This window comes from Chryseobacterium sp. TQ-BC-N36 (assembly GCF_058382295.1).
This window is the reverse complement of sequence record NZ_CM178175.1, coordinates 1,882,252-1,896,242: the sequence shown is the minus strand read 5'-3', so window position 1 is coordinate 1,896,242 and position 13,991 is coordinate 1,882,252. Positions and strand designations below refer to the sequence as shown.

13 protein-coding genes are annotated in these 13,991 nt (G+C 36.4%); 12 read left to right on the top strand and 1 reads right to left on the bottom strand.

Features of this window, described 5'->3' with window-relative positions:
• The first annotated feature begins 44 nt into the window (after positions 1-44).
• The 5 genes from AC3FI7_RS08510 to AC3FI7_RS08490 all read left to right on the top strand — a co-directional run bounded on the left by AC3FI7_RS08510 (position 45) and on the right by AC3FI7_RS08490 (position 6,799).
• The gene (locus AC3FI7_RS08510; RefSeq protein ID WP_491461838.1) at positions 45-3,704 is read left to right on the top strand and encodes a phage tail protein; all 3,660 of its coding nucleotides are present in this window, start codon (positions 45-47) and stop codon (positions 3,702-3,704) included.
• 4 nt (positions 3,705-3,708) lie between these two features.
• The gene (locus tag AC3FI7_RS08505; protein ID WP_491461837.1) at positions 3,709-4,770 is read left to right on the top strand and encodes a leucine-rich repeat domain-containing protein; all 1,062 of its coding nucleotides are present in this window, start codon (positions 3,709-3,711) and stop codon (positions 4,768-4,770) included.
• Positions 4,771-4,871: 101 nt separating this feature from the next.
• Positions 4,872-5,438: an REP-associated tyrosine transposase gene (locus tag AC3FI7_RS08500; protein WP_491461836.1), complete on the top strand. Its 567-nt coding sequence runs from the start codon at positions 4,872-4,874 to the stop codon at positions 5,436-5,438.
• Positions 5,439-5,573: 135 nt separating this feature from the next.
• Complete coding sequence (locus AC3FI7_RS08495; RefSeq protein ID WP_142724336.1) at positions 5,574-6,212, top strand: hypothetical protein; 639 nt, start codon at positions 5,574-5,576, stop codon at positions 6,210-6,212.
• 176 nt (positions 6,213-6,388) lie between these two features.
• Complete coding sequence (locus AC3FI7_RS08490; RefSeq protein WP_343658973.1) at positions 6,389-6,799, top strand: 5-fold beta-flower protein; 411 nt, start codon at positions 6,389-6,391, stop codon at positions 6,797-6,799.
• Here AC3FI7_RS08490 and AC3FI7_RS08485 read toward each other — a convergent pair.
• On the bottom strand, positions 6,786-7,025 hold the full coding sequence (locus tag AC3FI7_RS08485; protein WP_491461835.1) for a hypothetical protein: 240 nt from the start codon (positions 7,023-7,025) through the stop codon (positions 6,786-6,788). The two genes, AC3FI7_RS08490 and AC3FI7_RS08485, sit on opposite strands and share 14 nt — an antisense overlap.
• A 197-nt stretch (positions 7,026-7,222) precedes the next feature.
• On the opposite strand from AC3FI7_RS08485, the gene AC3FI7_RS08480 reads away from it, so the two are divergent.
• The 7 genes from AC3FI7_RS08480 (at position 7,223) to AC3FI7_RS08450 (ending at position 13,969) form a co-directional block, all read left to right on the top strand.
• A complete protein-coding gene (locus tag AC3FI7_RS08480) occupies positions 7,223-8,101 on the top strand; it encodes a hypothetical protein (RefSeq protein ID WP_491461834.1) in 879 nt (292 codons plus the stop codon).
• A 137-nt stretch (positions 8,102-8,238) separates the two neighbouring features.
• Complete coding sequence (locus AC3FI7_RS08475) at positions 8,239-9,090, top strand: hypothetical protein (protein WP_491461833.1); 852 nt, start codon at positions 8,239-8,241, stop codon at positions 9,088-9,090.
• Positions 9,091-9,538: 448 nt separating this feature from the next.
• A complete protein-coding gene (locus tag AC3FI7_RS08470) occupies positions 9,539-10,276 on the top strand; it encodes a hypothetical protein (RefSeq protein WP_291896077.1) in 738 nt (245 codons plus the stop codon).
• Positions 10,277-11,272: 996 nt separating this feature from the next.
• Positions 11,273-11,404 carry a hypothetical protein gene (locus tag AC3FI7_RS08465; protein WP_491461832.1) on the top strand — a complete coding sequence of 44 codons (132 nt, stop codon included), beginning with the start codon at positions 11,273-11,275 and terminating at the stop codon, positions 11,402-11,404.
• A 168-nt stretch (positions 11,405-11,572) separates the two neighbouring features.
• Positions 11,573-12,883 carry an ATP-binding protein gene (locus tag AC3FI7_RS08460; protein WP_491461831.1) on the top strand — a complete coding sequence of 437 codons (1,311 nt, stop codon included), beginning with the start codon at positions 11,573-11,575 and terminating at the stop codon, positions 12,881-12,883.
• 79 nt (positions 12,884-12,962) lie between these two features.
• Positions 12,963-13,532, top strand: coding sequence for a hypothetical protein (locus AC3FI7_RS08455; RefSeq protein WP_491461830.1), 570 nt, complete (start codon positions 12,963-12,965; stop codon positions 13,530-13,532).
• Positions 13,529-13,969, top strand: a complete 441-nt coding sequence (locus AC3FI7_RS08450; RefSeq protein WP_491461829.1) for a lysozyme — start codon at positions 13,529-13,531, stop codon at positions 13,967-13,969. The genes AC3FI7_RS08455 and AC3FI7_RS08450 overlap by 4 nt, the downstream gene beginning before the upstream one ends.
• Positions 13,970-13,991 lie beyond the last annotated feature (22 nt).

The window sequence follows — 13,991 nt, the reverse complement described above, 5'->3', positions numbered from 1 at the left end:
GCTTTGTATGTCTTTTAAAAAATATGAATTAAAAAACTAAGTCAATGAAAGCAGCAAAACCTGTAGAAAAAGACAAAAATGCCCACCAAAGCAAAAGCAAAAAGCAAAAGCCGAAAGAGTCGGTGGCTGTTCATCAATCCGGTGTAGAGATGGTGGGTATACAGACGAAAAAGCAGAAAGGGACCGGATCTGTAAATCCCAATAATAAGCAGCTTAATCTCAATGGGATTATTCCAACCGTTTATGGTTTGCAGACCATCTACGATCAGGGAGCTGAAATAATGTATAAAAAGCATCAGGAGAGTTTAGCACAAACCGGAGACATCAATCATCCCGATACTAAAAAGATGGAGAAAGGATACAGGTCAACCCTCAATCTTCATCAGGTACAGGACGATAATGGTGCTAAACCAGAAATATCTCCAAATATAGCAGAAAAGCAGATTATAATTCAGCAGCAAAATAAGAAAACTGAAGAAACAAACCCTGCTGTAAAGCCCGCAGAGAAAAAAGGAGTGTCTAATAAATCCGATCTTGCCAGTGCCGATCAGTCCCAGGCAGTAAATCCTGATAAAGCAGAAGTAATTGATACTGAAACTGCAATATCGGCAAATGCGAACAGTAATCCTGCATTTACGGCATTAAGCGGAAAAATAAGCAGTACTGCTAAACTGCAGAAACAACACGAACCATCAAGCAAGTCGACAAATGATGCACAAGCTGCTGCGCCATCACCTGCGAACGAGCGCCAGAGTATGGCACAGGCAAGTCAAGTGAACACTATGGACGAACAAAAACCGGGGCTGTTCAAGAAAGAAGATTTCAAAGCTTTGCTAAGTGAAAAAATACACAGCATTAAGCTTCCTGAAAATGAAGAGCAGGCAGATGAGTTTGAGAAACACAACAATATACAGGAAGTCAATCAAAAGGCAGTAGGAGATGTTAAAAAAGAGAAGAATGTAGCCTCTAATGATATTGCTTCTGCAACAGCTGCACAGCCTGATACCGCCGCACAGCCTGTTCGTGCCGTGGCAAAAATGCCTACACAAAATGTAGGGCAAGCTCCGGGTACACCGAATGCAGCGAAAGCGATGCCTGTGAAAAGAAATACCGCAAGCGTAGAACAGCCTATTAAAGAGCAAACGGCAAGTCTCGACAGCGAAATGAAAGCCAATGGAGTTACCGATACGATGTTGGCGAAATCTAATGAACCATCATTTACGGATGCTTTGGCCCAAAAGAATAAAGCCAAAGCGCAAAGTGTTGCAGCAACTCAACAGTTTAGGAATAACGAAAATAAGGAGTTGTCTAAAACCCGCAGTGAAGCACAAACACAAGCGGCACATCATATTAGTGGCATGCATGGTGCGAGAAAAGGAGGCCTGGGCAATGTGCATGGTGAACAAAAGCAAACCTCAAGTAAAGACAGCCAAAAACGTAAAGAAATAGCCGATCATATTAATGAGATCTATCTTACTTCCAAAACCGATGTGGATGGTATTTTAAATAATCTGGACAAATCGGTGGCCGAAAAATTTGATAATGGCAGCAGAGAAGCTAAAAAAGCATTTGAAGCCCATGTCGATAAAGAAATGAAAGCCTATAAAAAGAAACGTTATGGGGATGCTTATGCAAAATACGGAGCTTTAGTCGCGGCTGGGAAATGGTTATGGGACAAAGCTACAGGCTTACCTAAAGAGGTCAACAAATTTTTTGACAGTGGTAAGGACCTGTACATTAAGGTCATGGATAAATTTATTGACCAAATTGCAACCCACGTTACCACTCAGCTTAATGCTGCTAAGACCAGAATTGCGAAAGGTAAAAAAGAGGTACAGACCTATGTCAACAGTTTATCTCCAAGTTTAAGAAAAATTGGAAAAGAAGCCATTGCAGAGATCCAAAGAAAATTCAATGCATTGGAAGAAAGTGTAAACAGTAAGAAGGATGCATTAATTGATGTATTGGCTAAAAAATATGCAGACAATATAACCAGTATTGATGCCAGAATTGCAGACCTAAAAACACAGAATAGTGGATGGGTTAATCAGGCTCTTGATGCACTTAAAACCAGCGTGTTTGCTGTTATCATTGAAATTAAAAATACACTTACCAATTTATTATCAGGGGTTATCAGTGCCATTCAGGCGATCATCATGGATCCGATAGGGTTTTTCAAAAATCTTATTGCCGGAGTTTCGCAAGGATTTACTAACTTCGGAACCAACATCTGGAATCACCTTAAAACAGGTTTCTTCGGATGGCTGACCGGAGCAATGAAAGGGATTTCTTTGACGATGCCGGAAGATGTATTCTCATTGAAAGGTGTTTTCTCCATTGCCACGCAGGTGCTTGGTTTAACCTGGAGCGGAATCAGAGCGATTGGATCCAGAGTGATCGGTGAACCTGTAATGAAAGTCCTGGAGACCGCTTCTGAAAAAGGCCTTGAAATCGTGAAGGTTGTCCGTAAAGAAGGTGCTGCCGGACTTTGGGGATATCTGAAAGACCAGTTTGCCGACCTTAAAGCTACAGTGATGGATGCCATAATGGATATTATCCGGTCACAGGTAATACAGGCAGGTATTAAATGGGTGATGGGATTGCTTACTCCGGTAGGAGCATTTATAAAAGCCGCAATGGCCATTATAGATGTAGTGAAGTTCTTCGTCCAGCGGGCAGCGCAAATTATGGAATTGGTAAAAGCCTTTACCGATAGTATAAAAGCAATTGCCAGCGGAAATGTAGGAGCCGTGGCCAAATCGATAGAAAATGCATTAGGCAGAGCTGTTCCTGTACTGATTGGTTTCTTAGCTTCATTACTAGGAATTGGAGGATTAGCAGATAAAGTACTGGGCGTTATCCGAAAAATACGCCAGCGTATTGAAAATGCGATTGTCAAGTTCTGGAACTTTGTGAAAGGAAAGATTAAAGGATTGCTTGGGAAGATCGGAGTTGGTGGTAAGAAAGATAAGAAGGAGAAAAAAGGAGAAGATCTACGTACTACTGAAGAAAAGAAAAGTGATTTAGATGAAGGAGTAAAAGAAGGGACAAAGCTATTACAAGATGAGAGCTTAACTTCAGAAGAGAGAGAGAAACGTTTAGAAAATATAAAACAAACTTATGAACTAAAAGAATTAAAAATTGTTACGGAAAAGGTAGATTCAAATGAAAAATGGGTTTATATATTTGGTGAAGTTAATCCGACTAAAAAAGGATCGGTAGTTAAAACAGTATTAAAAATAGAAGGTGGTAAGGAAATTGAGTTGAGGTCCAATCAAGTAGCTATGATTAGAGAACCCAATCCGCATCATTTTAGAGCAGTCTTACCAAAAGGGATAATATTTGATCTTGTAGGAACCGATACAGATGTAAAGTTAAGATTATTAAGGCCAGATGATGGAATTGTTAATGTAAAAGCTGCTGGAAGAATAGGTAAAGATATTGTAAATAATTATATTATTCTAAATGTTAATCCGAAGAATGTTGCAAATATTGTTGATTCTGCAAGCACAAAGTTAGATCACTACAAAGAGACATGGGAGAATTTGGAGTATTCTTACGGAGTTGTAGATTGTTTTGCATTTGCTATGTTTATTTTAAAGGATAAATTATTATCAGACATAAAGCCTAAACCTGAAGGAGCAGATAATGCGGCAAAATTTGCAGATTTAATAAGATATCAACAAAGAGGAAATAGAAAATAAGATTATGACAGATTTTATAAAAAAATTAGAAAAAGAGTTTGACACTCAAATTATCCATTCCAGTAAACACCTCAAGGTAAAAAATTACTATGATGTGGATGAAAAGGGGAATATTAAAACATTATTTTTACGACATGTCAATTTAAATGAACTAGATGTATTATTACCCATAGCAGAAAATGTAATTAACCTTGCTGTTATAGGGTGTAACATCAAAACTTTAGGGGTGTTAAAATCGTTTGCTAGGTTAGAAACATTAAGTTTACGCCTTAATAATTTACACGGATCAACACTGAGGTATTTAAGTTATCTGAAAAAACTAAAAAAGCTGGATTTAAGAGGTACAAATCTTAAAGACACCTCATCTATTGGGTATCTTACTAATTTAGAAATGTTGTTTATTGGTGGTAGCGACCGTCTTGATGAAGTGAAAGACTTGGAAGGTCTAGAATCCTTGTACCACTTAGATGCATCCTATAGTCAAATTGATAGTATTAAAAAAATAAGTGCAAATAAAAATATTCGTTTATTGAATATAGAGGGAACCAAAATTAAGAAAATAACACATTTGGAGCAATTTCCTTATTTGGAAAGCATTAATTTAGATGGTTCTTTAGTGGAAAAAATTGAAGGATTAGAAGCTTCGAAAAATCTTAAAGAATTTTTCATCTCAACAGGGCGTATAAAGCGCATTGAAGGCTTGAAAAACTTAACGAAATTGGAAATTCTTGATTTAAATTTTAACCAAATTTCAAAAATACAGGGATTAGATGGTTTAATCAATTTAAAATGGTTGAACCTTAATGAAAATCAAATAGGTAAAGTTGAGAATTTGGACAGTCTTATAAATCTTGAGCTTTTATTGTTGGAGCCTAATAATGATGTTACCTTTTTTGATACTGCATTTTTTAATAATTTGGTTTCAGAATGTCAGATATATATACGTGGTATTAAGGATCTTGACAAGATTGAAGCTATGGCACCAAAAAATGTTAAGATTAATTTTAACAAAGACTATCGCTATCCTACAACATTGTATCGCGGTCCCAGAGATATTTTTGAATAATTTTTGTTTATAATAGTATTCCCTAGCTGCCGCACGAATCCTTTCGTGTGGCTTTTTTTAACATTTTCTCAAAAGTTTTTATCTTTATAAAAACATAATTGATGAGTCGTAATTACAAGTTTCACAATCCTGAGGGATTATATTTCATAAGTTTTGCTGTTGTAGGTTGGCTGGATGTTTTTATTAGAAATGAATACAAAGAAATTTTTTTGGAAAGTTTAAGGTTTTGCCAAAAGAATAAAGGAATGGAAATTCATGCATGGTGCATCATGTCAAGTCATGTACATTTAGTTTTCAGGAGTATAAATGAGCAGAAGCCAGAACTTTTGATTAGTGATTTAAAAAGGTTTACAAGTAAAGCAATTGTCGCAGCAATCAAAGAAAATCCTACAGAAAGCAGAAAAGAATTTTTATTGGATTTCTTTCTTAAAGAAGGTTTAAAAACTTCTAATGTAACTCAATATCAATTTTGGAGACATGATAATAATCCTATTGAGTTATGGAGCAATAAAGTGATTTGGCAGAAGATAAATTATGTACATCAAAATCCGGTAGAAGCGGGTTTAGTTTTCCGTGCAGAGGATTACAGATACAGCAGCGCAATAGATTATTGTGATGAAAAAGGGCTTTTAGATCATATTGTTGTTTTTAGAATGTTTGATTTGTAAATAATATAAACCACACGAAAGGATTCGTGCAACAGCGGAGGGCTATGGATAAGATTATAAACTATCATCAATCAAAAAATATTTAATGAAGCAACTGTTCCGATGTTCTAATATTCTAAAATAATTAATAATAAAATGAATACCCAAATAAACGAACTCCTCTATCACTACAACGAAGAAGGGTACGAAGGATATGATTTAAGCGAAGTACAACTCCTTAAAAATATAGATTCAGAAAGAGTTGAAAAGCTAAAATTACTTCTTCACAATGACGATCAGTATATTGCTTACCAGGCCATGCTTATTTTATTGGCGTGGGCAATACCGGAAGGGTTTCAACAGCTTGACCGGTTTATTTCCGAAAAATGGGATGAAAAAGAAAGTTTTGAATCCCATAGAATACACAGCGAAGATAATGTATATGATGTAATTACGGACGCTCTATATATTTCGACAATAAACGGAAAGAGCGAACAGGAGCTTTACCCTTACATTAAGTATTTTCTGAGTATTTATGGAAATAAATTTTTTGAATCGAATCTAAAAGACTTTCTTTTAAAGAAAAATTGCACACCGCTTTTAAAAGAAATAGAGCAGGCGATCCACGATTCCTTACAAAATAAAAGGTATTATCAGGCAAGTCAGCTGTTTCCGGTACTTGTTCATTATGATAAAAGTAGTTTTAATAAATATGCAGATATTTTTAAATCTTTGATAAAAGAAGATGATAGAATTGCATATAATATTGAAGAAGCAGAAAAGAGTATGCAATGATCTGTCATACAGTTTGATATAAATTTAAAAGAAAATCTACTACTGCCGCACGAATCCTTTCGTGCGGTTTTTATTTTCAATTATTTTATTTTCAAGTTTTATCTTTATAAAAGAATAATCAATACTTTTGAATACATCAAATAAACCAAAATTAATAATCCATTAAAATCTTAAATATGAAAAAAACACTATTCATTTGCTCTCTTCTGTTCAGCTTTTCTATGATAATGGCACAGACTATAGAATCCGGAAGTCACAGCACTACAGGGTATATCAAAAGTGATGGAACCATAGAGAACAGCAGTCATTCAACAGTAGGTTATATTAAAAGCGATGGTACTATAGAAAACAAAAGCCATGGAACGATTGGGTATATCAAAAGTGACGGAACTATTGAAAACAAGAGCCATTCAACGGTGGGATATGTAAAAAGTGACGGAACGGTAGAAAACAGCAGCCATTCCACCATTGGTTATATCAAGGATGATGGAACAGTAGAAAGCAGCAGCCATAGCACGATTGGTTATGCGAGAGGAGTTAAAAAAGAGTGGGCGGCAGTCGTGTATTTCTTTTTTAAGATGAATTGATGGCAGATCTGTAAAGAATAAACAGGATAAATAAAAATAAGGCTTGGATTTTATAATCTGAGCCTTTTTCTATGATAAACATGTATTGTTTTAAAGAATTTTCTGATATACTTTCTGCTCTTTTTACCATACAGAATATCCAGGCAGATGAAATAATTTTATCATGAGCCCTTGAAAATACAAAGGCTGCTGCAGCTACAGAATGGAGGCTCCAAAAAACTTTCACAGGAATTAAAAAAAACTGAATTTTGGATCTGCAATCAGATAATCAATCATCCTTTTTCTGAAAAAAAACAAGGGTACTGCAGCTACAGAATAGAGCCCTCAAAAAATTTTCGCAGAAATAAAAAAAAGATGAATTTCGAACTTTAAATATCACATCAATTAAACCGAAAATTTAAGCAGTAAAGAATAATAATGTATATGGAAGAAAATAACTTAATCCCAAGAGAAAAATTAAAGAACTATTTTGAAACAGGTAAATACCCTACAGAAGGTCAGTTTTCAGATCTGATCGATTCGCTAAGACACAAAGAAGATATTCTAACCAATGACGAAATGGTAGCTTTTGCCAATAATCTGGCCTCCATTAAAAATGGATTTATTACCTATAATCTATCTGGTGGTATCAAAGGGCAGAAATTCCCGATCGTAATAAGTTCACAAGATAGAGAAGATCAGGTGATCATGTTGGGAGAATCGGGCAGCTATAGATTTCCGGAAGGAAAACGATATTTTTTTGGGAGCGCTCCTTATACTGTTAGAACAAAGGAGTTTTCAGCAGACCGGCTGGAAGAAAATCAATATTATGTACTGACCTCTGAGGTACAGCTAAAATATTCTATTGCAAGAATGTTCGGGAATAATCTTCCTACCATTCCTGATGGGTTTGAATTCGGAATACTGGAAGGTGATGAAAAATGGTTTTACCTGCAGGTGGATAAGCAGGATTTCGGAAGAAAGATAAGTATCGTAAACACCGTTATTAAGTTTGTCAATAAAACAGAAATACCTATTCAGTACAGAACATCTGCCATCAACTGGAGTGATAAATACAGATCCAAGGATATTGTTACCGATCATTATGATATTTGGGATGATTTGGCTATCTATTATGAGGCAGATCTTACGGCAACTGATGATTCTGTGGTATGCAGGATTTATGATGAGGATAAAGACAGAATTTTAACAGCATGTCAGCTGGATGCCAGACGATATAACCACGATGTCTGGGCTGGCGATCAGGTGTTTAAAATCAGAAATATAAGAATTGAATGTGAGTATGGAATTCTGAACGAATAAAGATTTTTGCAGCTACAGAATAGATAGGTCCAAAAACTTTTACAGAAACCAGGAAATAATGAATTTTGATTCATAAATCATTGAACCCAAAAACAATAATGTGGACAGTATAAGATATAAAAGAATAGTGAAGTATTATGAAAAATGACAAATTAACCCCAAGAGAGGAGCTGAAAACTTATTTTGAAACCGGTAAATATCCCACACAAAACCAATTTTCAGAACTGATAGATTCCTTGCAGCATAAAGGAGATGCCTTGACCAACAAAGAAATGGTATTGCTCGCCAATAGGCTGGCAATTATTGATAATGCATTTATTTACTATAATACAAACAGTGTAGGAGATTTGAGATTACCAATAGTAGTAAGTTCTCAGGATGAAGAAGATCAGGTGATTACGGTAAAAAATACTGACAGCGCTGTGGAGAAACAGTTTATATTAGGTAGTCCGCCTTATATCCTGAGAACAAAAAAAGCCTCCGGAGGAAATCTGAAAGAAACTGAATATTATATTTTTAGCTATCAGATCAGTCAAAATTATATGATCTACAGGTTGTTTGGTAATAATCTGGATACTGTTCCTGAAGGTTTTGAATTGGGCGCAATGGAAAGTAAAAGGGTTCCTGTACAGATTGCCAAACAGGATTTTGGAAAAAAAATAAACATTGTAAATACAAACGTTAAGTTTATTAATAAAACCCAGGTACCAATTGAGTACAGGGTAGAAGGAATTACCTGGAGTAACAGGTACCGGTCTGAAGACACTGTTACTGATCATTATGATGCATGGGATAATCTCACCTTTTATTATAAGGCAGACCTTAAGGAGATCAATCAGTCTATACTCTGCGAGATCTATGATGAGGATAATAACAGTCTTTTAACTACAGGCAACCTAAACGCCGGACAAAGTCATAGTGACTGGTATGGAGGGCAGGTCAATGAAGTCAGAAATATAAGAATTGAATGTAAGTATGAATATAAATAAAAGATTGTCATACTGAAATACTGAGAAAGAAGCTAAAAATTAAAAAGCTCATCTGATGAAAATAAAGGTTACTGCAACTACAGGATGGAGAGGTCAGAAAACTTTTATAAGAAGAAAAAAAGACCGAATTTTGTAATCGAAATCATTAATAATAATGACATCCGGAAAGCAGATCAGCAGCATTCCTAATTCATAAAAATCATCCAACCAGGCATAATACCCTTTTATGGGGAAGCTCTTACTCTTGAGATACGGGAATTTCCAGCACAGGCATTGTCATTTCATCTTACACCTGCAGGAGTTACTGCAACGATAGGATGTAAACGCCGAAAAACTTTCATAAAAACAGAAAAAGGATGAATTTTGGAACTTCTGAATCAGAAGTGGTAATGGGTTCCGGAAAGCAATTATACCAAAGATATAAGCAATAAAGAACATTATAATAATCATGGAAGAAAAAAATAAACTAATCCAGAGAGAGGAGATCAAAACCTATTTTGAAACAGGTAAATATCCTACACAAAGTCAATTTGGGAGGTTCATTGATAATTATGTCCATTTGAATGAACTTAATTTCGGACTGGATGTAAAAGCATCATCGAGTTGGACGGGTAAATATTATCATTTCTATCTGGCTGAAAACATTGAAAAATCGGGCAGGGGACATATCAATCTCGAAGCCGAATCCGGAAGCGACCCGAAAAAGATCGACAACTACAAATATGTTTTTAGTAAAGATATAAACTATAAATTTTTAAACATAAAACTATCAGGTGAGCTGGATATTGATAAATATCAGCCAAAGCTTATCATAAAACGTTATAAACAGAAGAAAAAAGTTAAGCGTGGGGTGAAGGATTCGGGCTTCTACAGAGAGCACCTGGAAGATGCAAAATCCTGGGGCAGAGAATCTGAATATCCTGTAACGGCTAATGAAATGACGCTGGATATTAATCCTATTCATTATTTCAAACCCGGGGCAAACTATAACGAGTTTTATCCGTCAGGCACACTCAACAGACCCGGTTCATTCAGATATACGGTTCATCATAGAAAACCATTTTCTCTTATTCAGATGTTTCTGGAAATTGATATAAACGGTACAAAGTACCAATCATATCCCGTCAATATAAAAATTATTTTGGGAAAAGAAAGGATGGATTTGGTTAACTATATTATTGATTAATAAAAAATACCTCAATCGGAGAGACTTTCTCTAGTGGGAAACCTTTTGCGCCTGAAATACCTGAATTTTCTGATGTATGATCATCAGGATCTCATCAGGGAAGTAGAATACCGGCTCTTCGGATCTGATAGCCTCTTTCAGGTGTAGATTATTCTTTAAAAAGTAGGAACTCCGGTGATGGAGTGACTTTCCCCAAAAGCAGCTGCTCTGGCAGTTGCGGAGAGATGCTCAAATGTGAAAGACTTTCCGGTTGAGGTTTCTTAAAGCATACGCACTATAGTGTACTCTTTCTGCAGGCTGAGTACATGATATCTAAAAATATAAAATAAAAAAATACCTCAATCGGAGAGACTTTCTCTAGTGGGAAACCTTTTGCGCCTGAAATACCTGAATTTTCTGATGTATGATCATCAGGATCTCATCAGGGAAGTGGAATACCGGCTCTTCGGATCTGATAATTTCTTTCAGGTGTAGATTATTCTTTAAAAAGTAGGAACTCTGGTGATGGAGTGACTTTCCCAAAAAGCAGCTGCTCTGGCAGTTGCGGAGAGATGCTCAAATGTGAAAGACTTTCCGGTTGAGGTTTCTTAAAGCATACGCACTATAATGTACTCCTTCTGAAGGCTGAGTACATGATATCTAAAAATATAAAATAAAAAAACACCTCAATCGGAGAGACTTTCTCTAGTGGGAAACCTTTTGCGCCTGAAATACCTGAATTTTCTGATGTATGATCATCAGGATCTCATCAGGGAAGTGGAATACCGGCTCTTCGGATCTGATAATCTCTTTCAGGTGTAGATTATTCTTTAAAAAGTAGGAACTCCGGTGATGGAGTGACTTTCCCAAAAAGCAGCTGTTCTGGCAGTTGCGGAGAGATGCTCAAATGTGAAAGACTTTCCGGTTGAGGTTTCTTAAAGCATACGCACTATAGTGTACTCCTTCTGCAGGCTGAGTACATGATATCTAAAAATATAAAATAAAAAAATACCTCAATTGGAGAGACTTTCTCTAGTGGGAAACCTTTTGCGCCTGAAATACCTGAATTTTCTGATGTATGATCATCAGGATCTCATCGGGGAAGTAGAATACCGGCTCTTCGGATCTGATAATCTCTTTCAGGTGTAGATTATTCTTTAAAAAGTAGGAACTCCGGTGATGGAGTGACTTTCCCAAAAAGCAGCTGCTCTGGCAGTTGCGGAGAGATGCTCAAATGTGAAAGACTTTCCGGTTGAGGTTTTAAATAAGATCACAGAATTGTAGCATATAAACTTCAAAATAGAAAAACTAAAACCAATGGAGGCCAGTCAATTACAAAAATTATTTACCCATTTAGAAGAAGTCATTACATGGCGTATTAACAATTCTTCTGAAGATTTTAATACAGGAGCACCTGAATTTAGCGCTAATGACCATGAAGGATTTCAATTAGGCAATTATATTTCAGGGAAAGGGCTTGCCCATCAGGAAGTTATTATTCTCTTAATGGCCTTGCTGCCACGGTTGGATCCTGCATTGCTGAAACGCATGTATTTGGAATTTCCCAATAGTGAATTGTTTGACTTTTGTGCAACCAATGACAGTGGCAGGCTCTTTTATCCTACCATTCAGGCCGTTCAGTATATTTTAGGTGGAGACAGTATTTCAGGACGATTAAAGGCGCTGGATTATTTCGGTCCGGATTCGGTGATGATGAAAGAAGAGCTTATTGCTTTTTCAGTTCATGATCATATCGCCATGAATAGCCAGATAAGTGTCCATCAGGAAGCTTTTAATGCAATCATTTTCGGATTGGAATTATTACCAAAAATGAGCAATGACTTTCCGGCAGAACAATTAAACACCCGTAGATCGTGGGCAGATTTAATACTTCCTCAGGCCACGTTACAGGAACTTCAGAGTATCGAAGCCTGGTACCACAGCAGCCGGATCCTTATGGAAGAATGGGATATGCAGAAAAAGCTTAAGCCGGGCTTCCGGGTGTTGTTTTACGGGGAACCGGGAACAGGAAAGACGCTTGCTGCCAGTCTTTTAGGGAAATATACAAAACGTCCGGTTTTCAGAGTGGACGTTTCTATGCTGGTCTCAAAATATATCGGGGAAACAGAAAAACAGCTGGCTAAGTTATTTGATAAAGCCGAAAATAAAAACTGGATCTTATTTTTTGATGAAGCAGATGCCATTTTTGGAAAACGAACCTCCGTAAAAGATGCTCATGACAAATATGCCAATCAGGAAGTTTCTTATTTGCTGCAGCGGATTGAAACGTTTTCAGGGCTTATTATCCTGGCCTCCAATTTTAAAAATAATATGGATAAAGCTTTTACACGACGTTTTCACAGCTGTATACCATTCAATAATCCAAAATACGAAGAACGCCTGCGTATCTGGCAGCAGAATCTCCCGGAACAGTTACAGCTTGAAGACATTGATCTGGAGCAGATTGCCAGACGGTATGAACTTACCGGATCCAATATTATGAACATTATCCAGGATATAAGCTTAAAAACCATTGCCTCAAAAGAACCGGGCTATAAAGTAAATTCAGACATGCTGCTGGAAGGGATTAAAAAAGAATACGTGAAGGAAGATAAAATATTCATTTAGAAATCTGAATTCCGGCTTCTGTATTGAAAAATTCAAAAAGATCAGTGATCTAAACTGTTCAATTTAAAAACTAAGACTCATGAAAACAATGATATTTATATTGACGCTGCTGAGCTGCGTCGTGCTAGGCTGTCGGAGCAAACATAAAATAACCACCACTTACAGAGAAAACACAAAGGAATCAGAAAAAATGAAAATGGATTCTTCAGGTGTAAAAAGTTCCACATCAGTTCAGAGTAAATCTGATGATACATTGCTGAAGGAAGAGAAAAATGAAATATCCGGAGAACTGTTCATTGAAGGGAAATCGGATCTGTTGAATCCTTTTGTTTTCCATAATGTGGTGGGAAAAGATACTGTTCAAAGCATTTCTATCATGGGAAATGCAGAATATATAATCCGTAATTATTATACAAAGGCCCATCATCAAAAGGCAGAGGTTAAAAAAGAAGAATCTGCCCTGAATATGCAGGAGGTAGCCCATAAAGCGGTTTCAAAAGAAAATCATAAAGAAGTAGCTTCAAAAGTTTCTGAAGAAACAAAAAAAGTACAGCTGAATGGATTGGATGCTGCCGCCTGGATTTTCATTCTCATCATGGGAATCACTTTAATACTTGTTTATTTCACCTATACTTATTTTAAGAAATGAAAACATCACAGAAAGGAATACATCTGATCATATCGTTTGAAGGATTCAGTTCAAAACCATACCTGGACTCAGCGGGTATTCCGACAATAGGCTATGGAAATACGTATTACCCCGGAGGTAAAAAGGTAACCATGAACGATCCTGCCATCAGTAAAGAAAAAGGAGTGGAATTATTTTCGTCTGTTTTACCAACTTATGAAAAAATAGTGAATTCAAAAATCAAAGTTCCATTGGCACAAAACCAATTCGACGCTTTGGTTTCTCATACCTATAATACCGGTGGCTCAGACGGTCTGTTCAAGCTGGTAAATGACCGTGCATCAGAAGCCGCAATCCGGAATTGGTTTACTACGAAATACATTACTGCCGGAGGTAAGATTTTAAATGGCCTGATCCGGAGAAGAAAAGTAGAGGCGGATATGTTCTTTGGGAAATAAGCTGAAGTACTACAATGTTGTT

Bases quoted from the DNA above. Each gene is read 5' to 3' on its own strand.
- AC3FI7_RS08495 (WP_142724336.1), top strand. From the start codon at position 5,574: ATGAATACCCAAATAAACGAACTCCTCTATCACTACAACGAAGAAGGG.
- AC3FI7_RS08500 (WP_491461836.1), top strand. From the start codon at position 4,872: ATGAGTCGTAATTACAAGTTTCACAATCCTGAGGGATTATATTTCATA.
- AC3FI7_RS08510 (WP_491461838.1), top strand. From the start codon at position 45: ATGAAAGCAGCAAAACCTGTAGAAAAAGACAAAAATGCCCACCAAAGC.
- AC3FI7_RS08475 (WP_491461833.1), top strand. From the start codon at position 8,239: ATGAAAAATGACAAATTAACCCCAAGAGAGGAGCTGAAAACTTATTTT.
- AC3FI7_RS08470 (WP_291896077.1), top strand. From the start codon at position 9,539: ATGGAAGAAAAAAATAAACTAATCCAGAGAGAGGAGATCAAAACCTAT.
- AC3FI7_RS08450 (WP_491461829.1), top strand. From the start codon at position 13,529: ATGAAAACATCACAGAAAGGAATACATCTGATCATATCGTTTGAAGGA.
- AC3FI7_RS08460 (WP_491461831.1), top strand. From the start codon at position 11,573: ATGGAGGCCAGTCAATTACAAAAATTATTTACCCATTTAGAAGAAGTC.
- AC3FI7_RS08505 (WP_491461837.1), top strand. From the start codon at position 3,709: ATGACAGATTTTATAAAAAAATTAGAAAAAGAGTTTGACACTCAAATT.
- AC3FI7_RS08490 (WP_343658973.1), top strand. From the start codon at position 6,389: ATGAAAAAAACACTATTCATTTGCTCTCTTCTGTTCAGCTTTTCTATG.
- AC3FI7_RS08480 (WP_491461834.1), top strand. From the start codon at position 7,223: ATGGAAGAAAATAACTTAATCCCAAGAGAAAAATTAAAGAACTATTTT.
- AC3FI7_RS08455 (WP_491461830.1), top strand. From the start codon at position 12,963: ATGAAAACAATGATATTTATATTGACGCTGCTGAGCTGCGTCGTGCTA.